This is a genomic window from Streptomyces sp. NPDC059696 (assembly GCF_042733745.1).
Lineage (GTDB): Bacteria > Actinomycetota > Actinomycetes > Streptomycetales > Streptomycetaceae > Streptomyces.
Window position 1 is genome coordinate 134,696 of sequence record NZ_JBHWFG010000006.1, and the last position, 18,680, is coordinate 153,375.

The window sequence follows — 18,680 nt, forward strand, 5'->3', positions numbered from 1 at the left end:
ACGATTCACGCCAGTTGACGCGTGTAAGGCACCTACGGCTCTTGACGGCAACCGTTGGCTGAGGGTTGGCTGTGTGTGATCAGTTCATGGCGAAGCGCACACACGCGCTCCTCTGCCGCCGTGAGCCGAAACACCAGAAGAGCGCGTGAGGAAGTCCCGCGGTGCCCCCACCCCCGCCTCCCCTCGGCCGTGGCCGCAGACGTGCGGCGCACGCCTTCGACGAGGCCCTCGACGACGCGGACCTCATGACCGCGCGTGCCGCACTGGCGCAGGGCCGCTGGCAGAACGCCCGTTCCCTGCTGGTGCACACCGGGGACGACTGGGACCGGCGCGGCCACCGGGTCACCGTCCTCGCCCGCGAGCCCTCCTGCGCCGCGTGGGCCCGGGAGTGGCTGCTCGCCGAACCCGAGTCCGCCGACGCCTCCGTCCTGCTCGCGCTCGCCCAGGTCAGGCGCGCCCTGCACGGCAAGGCCAAGCCCGACCGCGCCCGTGAGGCGTGCCGGACCGCCGCGGACCTGGCCCCCGCCGACCCCACTCCCTGGCTCGGCCTGCTCATGCTGGAGTGCGCGCTCGGCGGCGACCAGGACGCCGTCCGCGGCTTCGAGGCGGTCCGCGGCCGGTACTCCGACCACCACCACGCCCACCATCTGATGGTCGCCCGGCTCGCCGGCCGCCGCACCGAGGCCGGCCCGGACCCGCTGCACGAGGTCTACGACTTCGCCAACTGGGCCGCCGAACAGGCACCCGCCGACTCACCGCTCGCGATCCTGCCGGTGATCGCGCACGCCGAGCGCTACCGCGTGCTGGCCGCCGCCGGGCACGAGACGGCCGACCCGGCGGCCTCCGGCCACTGGGCGGGCCGCCGCGCCCGGCAGGTCATGAAGGCCGCCTTCGACTGGTGGCTGGAGTGGGAGCTGGAGGGGCACCCCCGGCGGCTGATCGACCTGAACTTCCTCGCCCACGCCAAGTTCTGCGAGGGGCGGGGCGCCGAGGCCGCCGCCCTCTTCCACCGGATCGGCCGGTACGCCACACCTGCTCCCTGGTCGTACCCGGACCGGGACCCGCACACCGCCTTCACCGCCGCCCGCGCCGCCGCGCTCGGCACGGCCTGACCCCCCGCCCCGACAGTGAGGACGCTCCCCCGATGACCACCGACAGTTCGAGAACGAGCCCGTCCGCCCCCGGCGGCATCAGTACGTTCAAGGGGCAGGAGCGCGCCCTGCGGGCCGACCGGCTCGGCACCGGCGGACTGCTCCTTTCCGTCCTCGCGGCGACCGCCCCCCTCATGGTCGTCGCGGGTGTCATGCCCACCACATACGCGGTGATGGGCATCGTCGGCCAGCCGCTGCTCTTCGTCCTTCTCGGCGTCGTCCTGATCCTCTTCAGCGTCGGATACGCCGAGATGAGCCGCCACGTCCACAACGCGGGCGCCTTCTACGCCTACATATCCCGCGGTCTCGGCGCCACCGCGGGCGCGGGCGCGGCGCTGGTGGCCCTCGTCGCCTACAACGCGCTCCAGGTCGGCATCTACGGCATCTTCGGCTTCGAGGTCTCCGGGCTCCTCGCCACCTACGCCGATGTGGAGATCGCCTGGTGGATACCGGCGCTCGTGGCCGCGCTCGCCGTCGGACTGCTCGGCTGGCTCAAGATCGACGTCAACGCCCGCGTCCTCGGTGTGCTGCTCGTCATCGAGGTGCTCCTGGTCGTGATCTTCGACGTCGCGGCCCTGACCGACCCCGGCACGGAGGGCGTGTCGCTGCACGCCTTCAACCCCGACACCCTCACCGGCGCCGGTGTCGGCACCGCGCTGTGCTTCTGCATCGCCGCGTTCCTCGGCTTCGAGCAGGCCCCCGTCTACGCCGAGGAGACCAGCCGGCCGCACGTCCTGGTGCCGCGCGTGATGTTCCTCGCCGTCGGCGGCGTCGCCGTCTTCTTCGCGCTGAGCAGCTGGGCCCTCACCGTCGCCACCGGCCCCGGCGCCATCGTCGGGGCGGCCCGAAAGCAGAGCGCCGGGCTGCTGTTCTTCCTCACCGAGTCCCGCCTCGGCGGCACCTTCACGGACCTGTTGCACGTCCTCTTCGTCACCGGCATGTTCGCCGCCCTGCTCAGCTTCCACAACGTCGTCGCCCGCTACGCCTTCGCCATGGGCCGCGAAGGCCTGCTGCCCGCCGCCTTCGGCCGCACCAGCGGCAGCAGCGGCGCCCCGGGCACCGGCTCGCTGCTCCAGACCGTCGTGGCCGTGCTGGTCGTGGCCGCCTTCGCGATCACCGACGACAAGCCGGTCGGCGACCCCACCGCACCCGTCCTGCACCTGTTCACCTGGTTCGGCAACATCGGCGCCCTCGGCGTGATCGTGCTGATGGCGGTGGCGTCCCTGTCGGTCGTCGTCTTCTTCGTCCGCCGCGGCGCCGCCGGCGCCCAGGCCTGGCGGCTGGTCACCTCCGCCCTGGCGGGCCTCGCCCTGCTGGTGATCGCCGCCTACACGGTGAAGGACTTCGAGGTGCTGGTCGGCGCCGGCCCCGACTCCTCACTGAGCTGGGTGCTGCCCGGCATCATCGGCCTCGCCGCGCTCGCCGGCGTGGCCCTCGGCCTGGTGCTGCGCGCCCGTGCCCCCGAGAAGCACGCCCGGATCGGCCTCGGCAACGAGGCGTTCCAGCTCGACAAGGCGGCCTCCTCCTGACGCGCCCCGCCCAAGAAGTGGTGACGGAAGTCTGACGGGCACCCGCGATCCCTGTCGTACCGGGACCGCGGGTGTTCGAATGAATACGTGAACGACGACGTACACCCGGGTGTGAATGACGAGCACCCCGAAGAGCGGGGCACCCCGATCGGCCGCCGTGTCTTCCTCGGCACCCTCGCTCTGGGTGCCGCGGGCGTGGTCGCCGCGCCCCCGCTGCAACGCGGCCTGGAGCGCTTCCTCGGCGGCGCGGCCGACAAGGACCCCACCGGCCTGACCGGCCTGCTCCCTAACGGCGGCGGCTTCCGCTACTACTCGGTCGCCTCGTCCGTCCCGCGCAAGAACGCCGGCAGTTACCGCCTCACCGTGGACGGCCTGGTCGAGCGCCCCGCGACCTACACCCTCGACGACCTCAGGGCCCTGCCCCAGACCCGCATGGTCCGCGACGTCCAGTGCGTCACGGGCTGGCGCGTCCCCGACACCCCCTTCGAGGGCGTACGCCTGTCCCGGATCCTGGACGCCGCCCGGGTCCGCCCCACGGCCAGGGCCATCCGCTTCACCTGCTTCGACGGCACGTACAGCGAGAGCCTCACCCTCGCCCAGGCCCGCCGCGCGGACGTCCTGGTCGCCCTGCGCATGCAGGACAAGGACCTCGGCCACTCCCACGGCGGCCCGGTCCGCCTCTACGTGGCCCCCATGTACTTCTACAAGTCCGCCAAGTGGCTCTCCGGCATCACCGTCACCGACGAGGTCCGGCCGGGCTACTGGGAGGAGCGCGGCTACGACGTCGACGCCTGGGTGGGCCGCTCGAACGGACGGGACGATGACCCTACGAGCTGACACGCCCCCGACCATGGCGAAGGTCCGGCGCTTCAGCACCGCACAGCGCTGGATCCACCGCACCACGGCCGCGCTGATGGGCGTCTGCGTCGCCACGGCCGCCTGCCTCTACGTCCCGCAGCTCGCCGAACTCGTCGGCCGCCGCGACCTGATCGTCACCGTGCACCAGTGGTCCGGCCTCGCCCTGCCCGTCCCCGTCCTGGCCGGCCTCGCCTCCCGGGCGTTCCGCGCCGACCTCGGCCGCCTCAACCGCTTCGGCCCGCACGACCGCGCTTGGCTGCGCGCCGCCCTGCACCGCGACAAACGCCCCGCGTCGCGTCCCGCGGCCAAGTTCAACGCCGGACAGAAGCTCTACGCCGCCTGGATCGCCGGCGCCACGCTGGTCATGCTCGCCACGGGCCTGATGATGTGGTTCACCCACCTCACCCCCCTGCTCTGGCGCACCAGCGCCACCTTCGTCCACGACTGGCTGGCCCTCACCATCGGCATCGTCCTGGCCGGCCACATCGGCATGGCCCTGGCAGACCCGGAATCCAGAAGAGGCATGCGCACGGGCAGGGTGAGCAGAGAGTGGGCAGACCGAGAGCACCCCTTGTGGCGCCCTTGAGTCTTCAGCGACGCGAGGAACTGCACGAACACCGCAACGCACCCGCACAACCCTTCAGGGGCGCGGGGAACTGCGCGAACACCGCAACGCACCCGCACAACCCTTCAGGGGCGCGGGGAACTGCGCGAACACCGCAACGCACCCGCACAGGACAACACACCCCAAGCCACTCGCCTCAGGGGCGCGGGGAACTGCGCGAACAACCCCAACGCACCCGCACAAGACAACACACCCCAAGCCACTCGCCTCAGGGGCGCGGGGAACTGCGCGAACACCGCCAACACACCCGCACCCGCCAACGACGACGAACCCGTCACGACGAAGCCGCGAAATCCAGCAGCACCTTGCAGGACCGACTCCGATCAGCGGCCAGCGCGAACGCCGACTCGGCCTCCCCCACGGGAACCACCGCACTGATCAGCCCGTCGAACACCCCCACCCCACCCAGCAAAGCCAACGCCTCATCGAACTCACCGTCGAAACGAAACGCCCCCCGCAGCTCGACCTCCCGGCTCACCACCAGGTTCCCGGCGAACGGACTGTGCCCCGCCGGCAGCATCCCCAGCTGCACGACGACCCCACCCCGCCGCACCCGCCGCAGGCACGTGTCGAGCCCCGCGGCCACCCCGGACGCCTCGACGGCCACGTCGACCTCGCCGGGCCACCCGGCGTCATCGGGGTCGTCGGCGCGCACCACCGTCCCCGCCCCGGCGATCCGCCCGTACTCCAGTGCCTCGGGCAGCAGATCCGACACCGTCACCTGCGCGGCACCCGCCGCCTTCGCCGCCGCGACCACCAGGCACCCGATCGGCCCGGCGCCCGTCACCAGCACATGCCGCCCCGCCACCTCCCCGGCCCGCCGCACCGCGTGCACGGCGACCGCCAGGGGCTCGGCCAGCGCCGCGCGCCGCAGCTCCAGCCCGTCCGGCAGCGCCCGCACCTGCCCGGCGGGCACCACCACCCGCTCCGCGAAACCCCCCTGCACATGCGGAAAACGCGCCGCGCTCCCCAGGTACCGGGTGTCGCGACAGACGTTGCGCCGCCCGGCCGCACACTCCGGACACACCCCGCACGGAGTGGCCGGATGCACGGCGACCTCGGTACCGGGAGACGGACCCGCGGCGCCGGGGCCGTACTCCACGACCGTCCCCACGACCTCGTGCCCGAGCACCATCGGCTCCCGCAGCCGGAAGTCACCGACCCCGCCGTGCCGCCAGTAGTGCAGATCGGACCCGCACACCCCGCCGTACCGCACGGCGACCAGCGCCTGCCCCGGTCCCGGCCGCGGCACCGGCAGTTCCACCACCCGCAGATCACGCCGACCGTGGATCACACAACCCCGCATCACGCAGCCTCCCGGCAGGTCACAGCACGCTCGTCATACCGCCGTCCACGTACAGCACCTGCCCGCTGACGAAGTCCGCCGCGGGGGAGGCGAGGAACAGCACCCCGCCCACCAGGTCCTGCGTACGCCCCCAGCGCCCGGCCGGGGTGCGCCGCCGCACCCAGGCGCTGAACTCCTCGTCCTCCACCAGCGGCCGGGTCAGCTCGGTCTCGATGTAGCCCGGCCCCAGCCCGTTGACCTGGACCCCGTAGGGACCCCAGTCCGCGCACATGCCCTTGGTGAGCATCTTCAGCGCGCCCTTGGTGGCCGCGTACGGCGCGATCCCGGGGCGGGCCACCTCGCTCTGCAGCGAGCAGATGTTGATGATCTTCCCGTGGCCGCGTTCCGTCATCCGGCGCGCCGCCTCCCGGCCGACCAGGAAGGCACTGGTCAGGTTGGTGTCCAGGATCCGGTGCCAGTCGGACTCCCGGAAGTCCAGCAGCGGGGCACGCAGTTGCATGCCCGCGTTGTTGACCAGGATGTCCAGCGGGCCCACCCGCTCCTCGATCTCGGCGACCCCCGAGGCCACCGATGATCCGTCGGTGACGTCGAACGCGGCCGTGTGCACCCGGTCGCCGGGCAACCCGGCGGCGGCCTCGGCGAGCCGGCCCTCGTCGCGCCCGTTCAGCACGACCGTGCAGCCGGCCTCCGCCAGACCGCGCGCGAGCGCCAGACCGATGCCCCGGCTGGAGCCGGTCACCAGCGCGGTGCGGCCGCCGATGTCGAAGAGGGGATGAGCCGTCATCGCCGTACTCCTAGATCACGAGGGACAACAGCAGGACCAGACCGCCGGCGACCACCGAGATGATCGTCTCCATGACGGACCAGGTCTTGATGTTCTGGCCGACGCTCAGCCCGAAGTACTCCTTCACCATCCAGAACCCGGCGTCGTTGACATGGCTGAAGAAGAGCGAGCCGGCGCCGATGGCGAGGACGAGCAGGGCGGCGTGCGTGGTGGACATGTCGGCCGCGAGCGGGGCGACCAGACCGGCCGCCGAGACCGTGGCCACGGTGGCCGAACCCGTCGCGAGGCGGATCACCACCGCGATCAGCCAGGCCAGCAGCAGCGCGGGGATGGCCCAGTCCTCGGAGATGTCCAGGACCATCTGGCCCACCCCGGTGTCGATCAGCGTCTGCTTGAAACCGCCGCCCGCACCGACGATCAGCAGGATGCCCGCGATCGGCATGAGGCTCTTCTCCACGAGCGGCGAGATCCGCTCCTTGGAGAACCCGGCGGGCCGCAGCAGCGTGAAGATGCCGACCAGCACCGAGGTGAGCAGGGCGATCATCGGGGCGCCGATCACGTCGAAGACGCGCTGCACCCGGTTCTCCGGGTCGTCCACGACGATGTCGACCAGCGCCTTGGCCAGCATGAGGATCACCGGCAGCAGCACGGTGAACAGCGTGGCACCGAAGCCGGGACGCCTGTCGAGCTCCTCGGACGGGCGCTGCGGGATCATCTTCTCGGGGGCGGGCACGTCGACCCAGCGGGCGGCGTACTTCGAGAACACCGGACCGGCGATGATCACGGTGGGTATGGCGACGAGGACGCCGAGCGCCAGCGTCACGCCGAGGTCGGCCCCGACGGCGTCGATCGCGACCAGCGGGCCGGGGTGCGGCGGCACCAGGCCGTGCATCACGGACAGGCCCGCGAGCGCCGGGATGCCGATGCGCATCAGCGAGTAGTTGCCGCGCTTGGCGACCATCAGCACGACCGGGATCAGCAGCACGATGCCGACCTCGAAGAACAGCGGAAGTCCGATCACGGAGGCGATCAGCACCATCGCCCACGGCATCGACCGCCCGCCGGCCTTGGCCAGGATGGTGTCGACGATCTGGTCGGCGCCCCCGGAGTCGGCGAGCATCTTGCCCAGGATCGCCCCGAGGGCGATCAGCACGCCGACCCCTGCGACGGTGGTGCCGAGGCCCGTGCTGAAACTGACGAGCACCTTGTCCAGCGGTGCCCCGGCGATTGCCCCGAGCGCCAGTGACCCGATGGTCAGGGACAGGAACGCGTGCAGCTTGAACTTGGTGATGAGCAGGACGATGACGGCGATGCCCGCCAGGACGGCGATGCCCAGCTGGGCGTGGCCGGCCGAGGTGATCGGCTCGGGTGCGTCCGCTGCCAGCATCTCGACGCTGAGTCTGGTCACGGGTGTGGGTTCCCTTTGCGTTGGGGGAGTAGGGGAGGAAAACGGCCGGCTGGGACTACTGCACGGGGTCGGGGAGGTCCTCCAGGGCGAGCGCCGCCCGTCGGGTGATCTCCTCCGGACTGCCCGAGACGTTCACCTCGACGCCCGCCTCGTCCGCCTCCAGGGGCTGGAGCGTGGCGAACTGGGAGTCGAGCAGCGCCGTGGGCATGAAGTGCCCCTGCCGGTGCGACATCCGGTTCTCGATCAGCGCGCGGTCACCGGCGAGGTGCACGAAGACCACGCCGGGTGCGGCGGCCCGCAGCCGGTCGCGGTACGACCGCTTCAGCGCCGAGCAGCTGACCACCCCACCGAGCCCCGCCCGGCCGTGCGCCCACGCGCCGATGGCGTCGAGCCACGGCAGGCGGTCCTCGTCGGTGAGCGGGGTGCCGGCCGACATCTTGGCGATGTTGGCCTGCGGGTGGAAGTCGTCGCCCTCGGCGTAGGGGACGCCGATCCGGGCCGCGAGCAGGGGACCGATGGTGGTCTTGCCGGTGCCCGCTACGCCCATGACCACGACGACGTGGGGGGTGTTCATCGCTGCCTCACTGTCTGCTGTCCGAGGTCGACACGTGATGTCGACGCAACTGAAACCCATTAGGTACGACTAATTCAAGAGGTCGTCATCAATAAGTCTGACTTTTTGTCTCCGTGATCTACCCCGTACGCTGAGTGCATGAGCACACCGGGCCGGGGGCTGCACGGCCATGTACTGGACACCCTCGGCCCCGAGATCACGGCGGGTGAGTACCCGCCGGGCAGTGTCCTGCGCACCGACGAGCTCGCCCAGCGTTTCGACGTGTCGCGCTCCGTGATGCGCGAGGCCGTCCGCGTGTTGGAGTCCATGTACCTGGTCGAGTCCCGCCGCCGCGTCGGCGTGACCGTCCGCCCGAAGTCCGAGTGGAACGTCTACGACCCGCAGGTCATCCGCTGGCGCCTGGCCGGCGCGGACCGGCCCCGGCAGCTGCGGTCCCTCACGGTGCTGCGCTCGGCGATCGAACCGGTCGCGGCCGGCCTCGCCGCGCGGCACGCCACGGCCGAGCAGTGCGCCCAGCTCACCGAATGCGCCCTCGGCATGGTCGCCCACTCACGCGGCCACAAGCTGGAGGGCTACCTGATGCACGACGTCGCCTTCCACCGCGTCATCCTGGAGGCCTCCGGCAACGAGATGTTCGCCCGCCTCGGCGACGTCGTCGCGGAGGTCCTGACCGGCCGCACCCAGCACGACGTGATGTTCGAGGACCCCGACCCGGCCGCCGTCACCCTGCACGTCCAGGTCGCCGAGGCGGTCCGCGGGGGCGACTCCGCCCAGGCGGAGCGACTCACCCGCGAGATCACGGTCGGAGCCCTCCAGGAACTCGACATCCTGGCGCCGTAGCCGCGACGCCGTCACAGGGGGCGCGGCTACGCCGGAAACTCCCCTTCGACGTACACCCAGTCCCCGGCGACCCGCTCGAACCGGCTCCGCTCGTGCAGCGACCCGCCCCGGTACGATGCCCGGAACTCCACGGTGCCGGTGGTGTGGAACGCGGACCCCTCGCTCGTCCCCAGCACCTCCAGTCCGGTCCACCGCATCCCCGGATCCAGCTCCAGCCGCCCGGGCCGCGTCCGCGGGTGCCAGGTCCGCAGCAGATACGCCACGTCCCCCTTCACGAACGCGCAGTACCGCGACCGCATCAACGCCTCGGCGGTCGGCGCGGCAGTGGCCCCGGAATGGAACCGGCCGCAGCACGCCTCGTACGCCTCGGGGAGCCCGCACGGGCAGGAACGCCTGGTCATGGTCACCTCTTCGCGGAAACGCCCGAGGGCCGTGACCTCGCGGTCACGGCCCTCAGTTCATGTGTCCGAGGGGGGACTTGAACCCCCACGCCCGATAAAGGGCACTAGCACCTCAAGCTAGCGCGTCTGCCATTCCGCCACCCGGACAAGGTGTCTGTCGCGTGGGTTCTCCCCGCGGCGACGACGTAAACATTACCAGGCTTTCCGGGGTGGCCGATCACCCCCTGTCCGCACCCCGGCGGGGCGTGAACGGCATGTGACGGGCGGGGAGCGCTCTTGGGGCGCGGACCGGGGAGAGAGAGGATGAGAGGGACCCACCAGCAGTGACACCGGGAGGAAGCACGTGAGCGAGACGGACACGGCCAGGAGCGTCACCGGCGAGGACGAGGTCGTGGACCTCTGCCGCGAGCTGATCCAGATCGACACCAGCAACTACGGCGACCACTCGGGTCCCGGTGAGCGCAAGGCGGCCGAGTACGTCGCCGAGAAGCTCGCCGAGGTCGGGCTCGACCCCCAGATCTTCGAGTCCCACCCGGGCCGCGCCTCCACGGTGGCCCGGATCGAGGGCGAGGACCCCTCCCGGCCCGCGCTCCTCATCCACGGCCACACCGACGTCGTCCCGGCCAACGCCGACGACTGGACCCACCACCCCTTCTCCGGCGAGGTCGCCGACGGGTGCGTGTGGGGCCGCGGGGCCGTCGACATGAAGGACATGGACGCGATGACCCTGGCGGTCGTCCGCGACCGGCTGCGCAGCGGGCGCAAGCCCCCGCGCGACATCGTCCTCGCCTTCCTCGCCGACGAGGAGGCGGGCGGCACCTACGGAGCCAAGCACCTCGTGCGCGAGCACCCCGAGCTGTTCGAGGGCGTCACCGAGGCGATCAGCGAGGTGGGCGGGTTCTCGTTCACCGTCAGCGAGCAGCGGCGGCTCTACATGATCCAGACGGCCGAGAAGGGCATGCACTGGATGAAGCTCACCGTGGCCGGCACCGCCGGACACGGATCGATGATCCACCGGGACAACGCGATCACCGAGCTGTCGGAGGCCGTCGCGCGGCTCGGGCGGCACAAGTTCCCGGTACGTGTCACCAAGACCACCCGCGCCTTCCTCGACGAGCTCGGTGACGCGCTCGGCACCGAGCTCGACCCGGAGGACATGGAGTCGACCCTCGTCAGGCTCGGCGGCATCGCCAAGTTCATCGGCGCGACCCTGAGCAACACGGCCAATCCGACGCAGCTCGGCGCCGGTTACAAGGTCAACGTCATCCCCGGCGAGGCGACCGCGCACGTCGACGGACGGTTCCTGCCCGGCCACGAGGAGGAGTTCCTCGCCGACCTCGACCGGATCCTCGGCCCGAACGTGCGCCGCGAGGACGTGCACGCCGACAAGGCCGTGGAGACCACCTTCGACGGGGCGCTGGTGGGGGCGATGCAGTCCGCACTGCTGGCGGAGGATCCGACCGCCAAGGCGATCCCCTACATGCTCTCCGGCGGGACGGACGCCAAGTCCTTCGACGACCTGGGCATCCGGGGCTTCGGCTTCGTGCCGCTGAAGCTGCCGCCGGAGCTGGACTTCGCCGGCATGTTCCACGGCGTGGACGAGCGGGTGCCGGTGGAGGGCCTGCAGTTCGGCGTGCGCGTGCTCGACCGTTTCATCGACCTGTCCTGAACCGGCCCCGCCAACGGGCGATATTCGGTCGCGCGTGCGGGATCGACTGGGAAGAGTGAATGCGACCATAAGCTCGTAGCCTCATTACTCCCTCCTCGTTACAGGTAATGCGATCGCAAGATGGGTCGCTTTGCCAACTAGGAGGAATAATGATCAAGAAGGTCGTCGCTGCTGCGGCTGCCACCGGTGGGCTGGTTCTCGCGGGCGCGGGCCTGGCCGTCGCCGACTCGGGTGCTCAGGGTGCCGCCGTGCACTCCCCGGGCGTCCTGTCCGGCAACGTTGTCCAGGTGCCCGTTCACGTCCCGGTGAACGTCTGCGGCAACACGGTCTCCGTGATCGGGCTGCTGAACCCCGCCTTCGGCAACACCTGCATCAACAAGTGATGCTTTCCCCTCACTGAGGGGAGTCCAGAGCCATCGGTCCCGGAGCGCGTGCCATGCGCTCCGGGACCGAACGCTTCTTTCGGGGAATTCGAGAAGAATTCAAGACAGGGTCGAAGGCAGGTATTCAGTAAATGCGACAGGCTACCCGCAAGGGTCTGATGACCGTGGCGGCCGCGACCGGCGTGATCGCCGCCGCGGGCGGCTCCGCGCACGCCGACTCGGGCGCCCAGGGCGCGGCGTCGGGCTCACCCGGCGTGCTGTCCGGGAACTCCGTGCAGGCGCCGGTGTACGCGCCGGTCAACGTGTGCGGGAACACCGTCAACGTCGTCGGAGTCCTCAACCCGTCGGTGGGCAACTCCTGCGCCAACAAGGGCGGTGGCTCGTCGTCGGGGGGATACGGCGAACACGGCGGCCAGGGCGGTCACGGCGGTCAGGGCGCTCACGGCGGCTCGCACGCGGGCGGGCACGCCGGCGGCTCACCCGGCGTCGGCTCGGGCAACCACGTCCAGGCGCCGGTCCACGTGCCGGTGAACGTCTGCGGCAACAGCGTCGACGTCATCGGCGTCGGCAACCCCAGCACGGGCAACGACTGCTCGAACGGCGGCGGCCACCACGGCACCCCGCCCGGCGGCGGCCACGAAACCCCGGGCGGACCCGGCGGCCCGGGCAACCCCGGCAGCCCTGGTCATCCCGGCCACCCCGGCAACCCCGGTAACCCTGAGAACCCGGGCAACCCTGGTACCCCGGGCAACCCTGGTGAGCCGGGCAACCCCGGGGTGCCGGGCCACCCCGGCACCCCGGGCCACCCCGGCACCCCGGGGACCCCGCCCTCCACCTCCGGCGAGACCCCGGGCGGCTCCTCGCACGGCAACCAGCCGGGCGGCCAGTTCGTCACCCAGCCCGACGGTGAGGCCCAGCTCGCCAGCACCGGCAGCGACCTGCCGCTCGGCCTGGTCCTGCCGGCCGGCGCCGGCGCGCTGCTCGCGGGCGCGATCCTCTACCGCAAGGCGCGCGCCTCGGCCTGACCTCCCCCGCACAACGGAGCGGGCCCCGCCGACGCGGGGCCCGCTCCGTCATGGGTCGTCTTCCCGTGCTCCGTCGTCGCTCACCACGTGGCCCGCACCTGGCGGATGATCCGTCGGCGCAACCGCACCCTGCGGCTGCCGTCACGCAGCAGGCTCAGACGGTACAACTCCCAGTGTCCGTACTCCGCGTGGTCCGTCAGCAGACGTGCCGTCTCCTTGCGGGAGACCCCGCGCGGCACGTACACGTCGACAAATTCGTATTCCGGCATCGCATCTATTGTGCGGGCTGGGCCCCGGTACGGATAGCGTCTGCACTATGTCTGATGCTGCGCAGCCCACCGCTGCCGAGGTACGCGCCGCCGCCGAGGCGGTGAAGACCGCGCTCGACCGCCACCTGGCCGCCGTCGAACGCAGGTCGGGGGAGGACGACCCGGCCGTCTACGAGGCGTTCAACCAGCTGGCCGCGGCCGCAGAGGTGTACGACGAACTGCTCTACGACCGCTACGACGAGGTCACACCCTTCGAGATCCCGGGCGCCGAGGACGCGCTGCCCCCGTACACCGGACCGGAGGAACCGAACGCGCTGAGCGTGCTGATCCGTCGTGACTACGCCGTCGCCGAACCGCAGCGCCTGCTCGCCCAGGCGGAGCGGATCGAGGCCGCGGAGGGGGACGAGGGCTCTCCGGCCTCCGGGACGGTGCACGGGGCACTCGGGCTGCTCTTCGGGGAGTTCGAGCCCGATGAGATCGCCTCCCGGCACAAGGAGTTCGGGCTGGAGGAGGGCGACTCCACGCTCTGGGTGACGGCGGCGGACGAACCGGCCGATCCCGGCGAGTGGCTGGAGGCGCCGTTCGAGCAGGTCGACCCGCAGCAGGTGGTCTGCCGCTTCGACGTCAGCGCCGTCTTCGACGACGAGATCGACGACGAGATCGACGACGATGACGAGGACGACGAGGACGACGACGGCGAGGAAGGCGTCGTTTTCGGCGGGGCCCTCGCCGGCGGACTGGACGAGGACGAGGACCTGGAGCCGCTGGACGCGGACCGCCGCTGAGCGCACACGCCGGCGACCACGGGGGTGGGGGTCAGGGGCCAGGGCTCCTGACCCCCCCCCCCCGCAGGCGCCGCTGATCTGCGGCGCGAGCAGCACCGGAAGCCGGGTCGTGCGCGGCTTCGCCGGAACCTCGGCCACGGCACGGGGCAGCGCCTGCTCCACCCCGTGCACCACCGACAGATGCCGGTCGGCCCGTCCGAACGCCGTGTACACCCAGGGCCGGCTGAGCGCCTGTGCCGCGTCGCCGGGCAGCACCACGACCACCGCGGGCCACCGGCTCCCCACGGCTTGGTGCGCGGTCAGCGCCCATCCGTGCCGTACGGCCTGCTCCACCCGCTCCTTCGGGACGACGGCGGTCTCGCCCTCGCACCACAGGTGCAGTCCCTCGGCGTCCGCGGTCACCACACGTCCCGGCAGCGCACGGCCGGGAACGGGGGAGTAGACGATCCGGTCACCGGGGTCGAAGCCGCCGAAGCGGCCCGGGCCCGGATTGAGCCGTTCCTTCAACGCGGCGTTCAGCACCCGCGTCCCCACGGCCCCGCCGTGCCCGGGGGTGATCACCTGCGTCTCCGCGGCCGGCACGCCGATCGCCCGCGGCACCGAGTCCACGACGAGCTGCACCGTCCGGTGCACGGCCTCGCCCGCGTCCCGCACCGGCACGATCACGATCTCCTTGCCTGGGGCCTCGACCTGGTTCAGCTCGCCGATGCCGACACCGGAGACCAGCTCGCCCAGCGGCCCGGGGTCCGGCCGCCGCGAGGCCACCTGGGGGCAGATCCGCGCCGCGAGCAGATCCGCGAACACCCGGCCCGGACCCACCGACCACAACACCGCCGGATCGCCCGACAGGACCAGGCGCGCCCCGTCCGGCATCGACTCGGTCAGCAGAGCCGCCGTCTCGACGTCCAGCTGGGGTGCGTCGAGCACGACGAGCAGATCGAGATCGAGGGCACCGTCCGCGTCCCGGCCGGGACCCTCGCGGCCGGCGAGGAGCCCGGAGACGGTGGCGACGGGGAGGCCGGTGTCCGACGGGCCGTCGCCCGTCACGGGCCGGTCCGGTGCGTCCCCGGCGGGTGGGCCGGGCTGCCGGGAGGCGTCTGCCGACTCGCCCACGGGCCCACCGGTGCGTCGCAGCAGGGCCGCGAAACGGGCGCGGCCGATCGGGCCGTGCGTGGCCGCCCAGGCCCGCAGCCCGAGCGCCCGCGCGGCATCCAGCAGCGCCGCCGGCTCGGCCAGGGACGCCTCCCCGCCGGTGTGCAGCACCAGACCCTGACCGGCCACCGCACGGATCAGCTCCGCGGTGGACCCCTGGGCGGCCGCGGCGGCCCGCTCCCAGTCGGCTGCCGAACCGTCCTGCTTGGGCGTCGAGTTGACCAGGCGGGCCAGGCCGTCGGCCAGGCTCTCCTCCGCCAGCGCGTACCGCTCCAGACCCACCAGGATCCGCACCGGACGTTCCTCGTCCTCCTGCGCCTCCTCCGCGTCTGCCCGGGCCGGGGCGCCGGTCTCCTCCAGGGCATCCTGGAAGACCAGGGCCTCGCCCTCCGCGATGGCTTCCTGTACGGCACCGTCGGGTGCCGGCACGCCTCGCTGCGCCAGGGCGGCGAGGAGCGCCGGCATCTCCAGGGCGGTGTGCCCGGCCAGCGCGGCCTGCTCCAGGAGCCAGCCGGTGACGGCCCGGCCCCGCCGTTCGTCGTCCGGGCCGCACTCGGCGCCGAGGAGTGCCCGCGCGAAACCGTCGGCCTGCTCGGGGCGCACGCCGGGGATCCGCAGCAACTGCCAGGGGTCGGCGCGCAACTGCTCGTCCGCGCCCTCACCCAGGGCCGCGGCGACCTGGGGCGCGAGCGCCTCCGGGGCACCGCCCTCGCCGAGCACCCGCCGGACGGCCTGGACCGCCTCCGGTGCGGGTGCCGTCCGCGCGGCGACCGGCTCGGGCGGCACCGGCTGCGGCCGCCGCTCCGGCTCGGGGGCCGCGCGGTGGGGTGTGGGCCGGGGCTCTTCGAACACCGGGGCCCCCGACTTCTCGCCGCTCTCGACGGCCCGTACGGCCGCGAGCAGATCGGCGGCCTTGCCGCTCAGCTTGGTGCCGCTGCGGATCGGCCCCTTCTTCTCGGCCTTGCGCTGCTCGATGCGCTCCCGCTCGACCTGCTGCGCCCGAAGCTCCGCCTCCGCCTCGGAGACCTGCCCGCCGTCAGCGGTACCGCCACCGGCGTCGCGGCCCTCCGTTCCGGCCGCCTGCCCGGCCTCCGGCTCGTCGCCCTCCGCTCCGGCCGCCTGCCCGGCCTCCGGCTCGTCGCCCTCCGCTCCGGCCGCCTGCCCGGCCTCCGCGTCACGGCTCTCCGACCCGGCCGCCTGCCCGGCCTCCGCGTCACGGCTCTCCGACCCGGCCGCCTGCCCGGCCTCCGCGTCACGGCTCTCCGGCCCGGCCGCCTGCCCGGCCTCCGCGTCACCGCCGACGGTGTCCGGCGTCCGACCTGGATCGGCGTCGTCGCCGCCTCCACTCCCGGTCCTGTCGGCCTCTGCGGCCCGTGTGGCCTCGGCGCCCGGCGTCCCCGGCTCGGTGTCCTCCGTGGTCTCGGGCTCCGTGCTCACAGCGTGCTCCAGTCGTGATCGGGATAGCGGTGCACGGGCGCCGACACATCGTCGAGCGCCCGGCAGATCTCGTCAGGAAGACTAAGGGTCTCCACTGACAACGCCGCCGTGAGCTGCTGCGCGTTGCGCGCGCCGACGATCGGGGCGGTGACACCGGGCCGGTCGCGCACCCACGCCAGGGCCACCTGGAGCGGCGTCACGGCGAGCCCGTCGGCCGCGGTCGCCACCGCGTCCACGATGCGGCTCGCCGTGTCGTCGAGGTACGGCGCGACGAAGGGCGCCAGATGCTCGGAGGCACCGCGGGAATCCGGCGGCATCGAGTCGCCCCGGTACTTGCCCGTCAGCACTCCGCGCCCGAGCGGCGAGGAGGGCAGCAGTCCTATCCCCAGGTCCATCGCGGCCGGCAGCACCTCCCGCTCGACACCGCGCTGGAGCAGGGAGTACTCCAACTGCGTCCCGGCCAGCCGGGTCCGGACGCCCGGGGCCGCCAGCTGCCAGGTCGCGGCCTTGGCCAGCTGCCAGCCACAGAAGTTGGAGACGGCCGCGTAGCGCGCACGCCCGCTGGAGACCGCCAGGTCGAGCGCCTGGAGGGTCTCCTCCAGCGGGGTCTCCGGGTCGAAGGCGTGCACGTGCCACAGGTCGACGTAGTCCGTGCCGAGCCGGGAGAGCGAGGCGTCCAGCGCGGAGAGCAGATGGCCGCGGGAGCCGTCGAAGCGGCGGTCGGGGTCCGGCACACTGCCGGCCTTGGTCGACACGACCAGGTCCCGGCGAGGGACCAGGCCTTCCATGAGCCTGCCGAGCAGATACTCGGCCTCGCCGTCCCCGTACACGTCCGCGGTGTCGACGAGGGTTCCGCCCGCTTCCCAGAAGGTCTTCATCAGGTCCGCGGCGTCGTGCTCGTCGGTGTCCCGACCCCAGGTCAGGGTGCCGAGCCCGATGCGGGACACACGAAGGCCGGTGCGGCCGAGATGCCTCTGCTCCATGAACGCCGAGATTACTGGCCAGAACCTGTGTGTGGGTGGCCGCGGTCGACGGATTTCCGGGGGTGGCCGGTCGGTCGCCCAGGCCCGGCCGCGGCCCGTCGTCCTCGGTCAGCACGTGCCGTCCGACACCTGAAGCCCCTTGTTCGCGCCCGCCGTCCGGCTCACGACGCCCGGGACGCAGCCTGCCGCGCCGAGAGGGTAGGAGTACGGGATCGCGACCGTGGCGTCGCCGCCGACCCCGACGAGGGTCACGTTGCCGACCTTCTTCAGCTCGATCACGCCGTGGACACTGTGCCGACGCGGGCCGTGTACCTCTCCCCGGCTCGCGCGCTAGGGTGCCCGCACAGGCACGTTACTGATCAGTAAGGGGATGTGGCATGCAGCTCGGTATCAACCTCGGCTACTGGGGTGCCGGAATGGACGCGGACAACCTGGCCGTCGCCCAGGAGGCCGACCGGCTCGGCTACGCCGTCTGCTGGGCCGCCGAGGCCTACGGCTCCGACGCCGCCACCGTGCTGAGCTGGGTCGCCGCCCAGACCGAGCGCATCGACGTCGGTTCGGCCATCTTCCAGATCCCGGCCCGCCAGCCCGCGATGACGGCCATGACCGCCGCCACCCTCGACTCCCTCTCCGGCGGCCGCTTCCGCCTCGGCCTCGGCGTCTCCGGCCCGCAGGTCTCCGAGGGGTGGTACGGCGTCAAGTTCGACAAGCCGCTCGCCCGCACCCGCGAGTACGTCGAGATCGTCCGCAAGGCCATGACCCGCGAGCGCCTGTCCTACGAGGGGCAGCACTGGACGCTGCCCCTGCCCGGCGGCCCGGGCAAGCCCATCAAGCTCACCGTGCACCCGCAGCGCGAGCACATCCCGCTGTACATCGCCGCGATCGGCCCGAAGAACCTCGAGCAGACCGGCGAGATCGCCGACGGCGCCCTGCTGATCTTTCCCTCCGCCGAGCACCTGGAGGACACCACGATCACGCACCTGCGCGCCGGGCGCGAGAAGGCCGGCAAGACCCTCGACGGATTCGACGTCTGCCCGACCCTGCCGCTCGCCGTCGGCGACGACAAGGACGTGACCGCGCTCGCCGACACCTTCCGCCCCTACACCGCCCTGTACGTCGGCGGCATGGGCAGCCCCAAGCAGAACTTCTACAACCAGCTCGCCCAGCGCATGGGCTACGAGCGGGAAGCCGCCGAGATCCAGAGCAAGTACCTCTCCGGCGACAAGCAGGGCGCCGCGGCCGCCGTACCGCACGACCTGATCGACAAGACGACCCTGCTCGGCTCCGTCGACCGGATCGCGGACCGGATGAAGGCCTACGCCGCGGCCGGGGTCACCACCCTGTCCCTCGCACCTGCGGGCTTCACGCTCGACGAGCGGCTCGCGTCCCTCAGGGCCGGCACGGAGGCCCTGGAGCGCGCCGGGCTCGCCTGAACCGACCGGAAGTTTCAGCGGCCGTGGTGGGGGCTCGGGGGTCTTCCCCGCCACGGCCGTCACGCGGA

The 18,680-nt window shown here is 72.3% G+C and carries 17 protein-coding genes, 1 tRNA gene and 2 pseudogenes; 10 read left to right on the forward strand and 10 right to left on the reverse strand.

The features are described 5' to 3' along the window. The first annotated feature begins 161 nt into the window (after positions 1 to 161). The 4 genes from ACFV20_RS08665 (at position 162) to ACFV20_RS08680 (ending at position 4,124) form a co-directional block, all read left to right on the forward strand. Positions 162 to 1,112 carry a hypothetical protein gene (locus ACFV20_RS08665; RefSeq protein ID WP_385654010.1) on the forward strand — a complete coding sequence of 317 codons (951 nt, stop codon included), beginning with the start codon at positions 162 to 164 and terminating at the stop codon, positions 1,110 to 1,112. Between the two features lie 32 nt (positions 1,113 to 1,144). Beyond that, positions 1,145 to 2,680 (forward strand): APC family permease, encoded by a 1,536-nt coding sequence (locus ACFV20_RS08670; RefSeq protein ID WP_385654012.1) that lies wholly within the window; start codon positions 1,145 to 1,147, stop codon positions 2,678 to 2,680. 111 nt (positions 2,681 to 2,791) lie between these two features. Continuing rightward, the gene (locus ACFV20_RS08675) at positions 2,792 to 3,517 is read left to right on the forward strand and encodes a molybdopterin-dependent oxidoreductase (protein WP_385654312.1); all 726 of its coding nucleotides are present in this window, start codon (positions 2,792 to 2,794) and stop codon (positions 3,515 to 3,517) included. Beyond that, complete coding sequence (locus ACFV20_RS08680) at positions 3,501 to 4,124, forward strand: cytochrome b/b6 domain-containing protein (RefSeq protein WP_385654014.1); 624 nt, start codon at positions 3,501 to 3,503, stop codon at positions 4,122 to 4,124. Before ACFV20_RS08675 ends, ACFV20_RS08680 begins: the two co-directional genes overlap by 17 nt. Before the next feature lie 313 nt (positions 4,125 to 4,437). Here the strand turns inward: ACFV20_RS08680 and ACFV20_RS08685 are convergent, their stop codons facing one another. From ACFV20_RS08685 to ACFV20_RS08700, 4 genes are read right to left on the reverse strand one after another with little or no spacing between them, the layout of a single operon-like run. Beyond that, the gene (locus tag ACFV20_RS08685; RefSeq protein ID WP_385654016.1) at positions 4,438 to 5,469 is read right to left on the reverse strand and encodes an L-idonate 5-dehydrogenase; all 1,032 of its coding nucleotides are present in this window, start codon (positions 5,467 to 5,469) and stop codon (positions 4,438 to 4,440) included. 19 nt (positions 5,470 to 5,488) lie between these two features. Then, on the reverse strand, positions 5,489 to 6,253 hold the full coding sequence (locus ACFV20_RS08690) for an SDR family oxidoreductase (RefSeq protein ID WP_385654018.1): 765 nt from the start codon (positions 6,251 to 6,253) through the stop codon (positions 5,489 to 5,491). Positions 6,254 to 6,263: 10 nt separating this feature from the next. Further along, the gene (locus ACFV20_RS08695) at positions 6,264 to 7,661 is read right to left on the reverse strand and encodes a GntP family permease (protein ID WP_385654020.1); all 1,398 of its coding nucleotides are present in this window, start codon (positions 7,659 to 7,661) and stop codon (positions 6,264 to 6,266) included. Between the two features lie 55 nt (positions 7,662 to 7,716). Next, complete coding sequence (locus ACFV20_RS08700; protein ID WP_385654023.1) at positions 7,717 to 8,235, reverse strand: gluconokinase; 519 nt, start codon at positions 8,233 to 8,235, stop codon at positions 7,717 to 7,719. Positions 8,236 to 8,373: 138 nt separating this feature from the next. Here ACFV20_RS08700 and ACFV20_RS08705 point away from each other — a divergent pair, with 138 nt between their 5' ends. Then, positions 8,374 to 9,075: a FadR/GntR family transcriptional regulator gene (locus ACFV20_RS08705; RefSeq protein WP_385654026.1), complete on the forward strand. Its 702-nt coding sequence runs from the start codon at positions 8,374 to 8,376 to the stop codon at positions 9,073 to 9,075. Between the two features lie 26 nt (positions 9,076 to 9,101). Here ACFV20_RS08705 and ACFV20_RS08710 read toward each other — a convergent pair whose 3' ends face one another. Next, positions 9,102 to 9,476, reverse strand: a complete 375-nt coding sequence (locus tag ACFV20_RS08710) for a YchJ family protein (RefSeq protein WP_385654029.1) — start codon at positions 9,474 to 9,476, stop codon at positions 9,102 to 9,104. A 62-nt stretch (positions 9,477 to 9,538) separates the two neighbouring features. Further along, a tRNA-Leu gene (locus ACFV20_RS08715) sits at positions 9,539 to 9,623 on the reverse strand. A gap of 196 nt (positions 9,624 to 9,819) precedes the next feature. Between ACFV20_RS08715 and ACFV20_RS08720 the strand changes: the two genes are divergently transcribed. From ACFV20_RS08720 to ACFV20_RS08730, 3 genes are all read left to right on the forward strand, one after another. After that, positions 9,820 to 11,145 carry a M20/M25/M40 family metallo-hydrolase gene (locus ACFV20_RS08720; protein WP_385654032.1) on the forward strand — a complete coding sequence of 442 codons (1,326 nt, stop codon included), beginning with the start codon at positions 9,820 to 9,822 and terminating at the stop codon, positions 11,143 to 11,145. Between the two features lie 149 nt (positions 11,146 to 11,294). Further along, positions 11,295 to 11,528 (forward strand): chaplin ChpH, encoded by a 234-nt coding sequence (gene chpH, locus ACFV20_RS08725; RefSeq protein WP_030608446.1) that lies wholly within the window; start codon positions 11,295 to 11,297, stop codon positions 11,526 to 11,528. A 131-nt stretch (positions 11,529 to 11,659) separates the two neighbouring features. After that, positions 11,660 to 12,553, forward strand: a complete 894-nt coding sequence (locus ACFV20_RS08730) for a chaplin family protein (RefSeq protein ID WP_385654036.1) — start codon at positions 11,660 to 11,662, stop codon at positions 12,551 to 12,553. An 80-nt stretch (positions 12,554 to 12,633) separates the two neighbouring features. Here the strand turns inward: ACFV20_RS08730 and ACFV20_RS08735 are convergent, their stop codons facing one another. Continuing rightward, the gene (locus tag ACFV20_RS08735; protein ID WP_030244084.1) at positions 12,634 to 12,822 is read right to left on the reverse strand and encodes a DUF5703 family protein; all 189 of its coding nucleotides are present in this window, start codon (positions 12,820 to 12,822) and stop codon (positions 12,634 to 12,636) included. Between the two features lie 47 nt (positions 12,823 to 12,869). Between ACFV20_RS08735 and ACFV20_RS08740 the strand changes: the two genes are divergently transcribed. Next, complete coding sequence (locus ACFV20_RS08740) at positions 12,870 to 13,607, forward strand: hypothetical protein (protein WP_385654314.1); 738 nt, start codon at positions 12,870 to 12,872, stop codon at positions 13,605 to 13,607. A 66-nt stretch (positions 13,608 to 13,673) separates the two neighbouring features. Here the strand turns inward: ACFV20_RS08740 and ACFV20_RS08745 are convergent. From ACFV20_RS08745 to ACFV20_RS08755, 3 genes and pseudogenes are all read right to left on the reverse strand, one after another. Then, a pseudogene (locus ACFV20_RS08745) lies at positions 13,674 to 16,196 on the reverse strand (helix-hairpin-helix domain-containing protein); the annotation flags it as partial. Then, positions 16,193 to 17,179, reverse strand: coding sequence for an aldo/keto reductase (locus ACFV20_RS08750; RefSeq protein WP_385654039.1), 987 nt, complete (start codon positions 17,177 to 17,179; stop codon positions 16,193 to 16,195). The pseudogene ACFV20_RS08745 and the gene ACFV20_RS08750, both read right to left, overlap by 4 nt. Before the next feature lie 111 nt (positions 17,180 to 17,290). Next, a pseudogene (locus ACFV20_RS08755) lies at positions 17,291 to 17,407 on the reverse strand (pectate lyase); the annotation flags it as partial. A 149-nt stretch (positions 17,408 to 17,556) separates the two neighbouring features. Here ACFV20_RS08755 and ACFV20_RS08760 point away from each other — a divergent pair. Further along, positions 17,557 to 18,612 (forward strand): LLM class F420-dependent oxidoreductase, encoded by a 1,056-nt coding sequence (locus ACFV20_RS08760; protein ID WP_385654041.1) that lies wholly within the window; start codon positions 17,557 to 17,559, stop codon positions 18,610 to 18,612. Positions 18,613 to 18,680 lie beyond the last annotated feature (68 nt).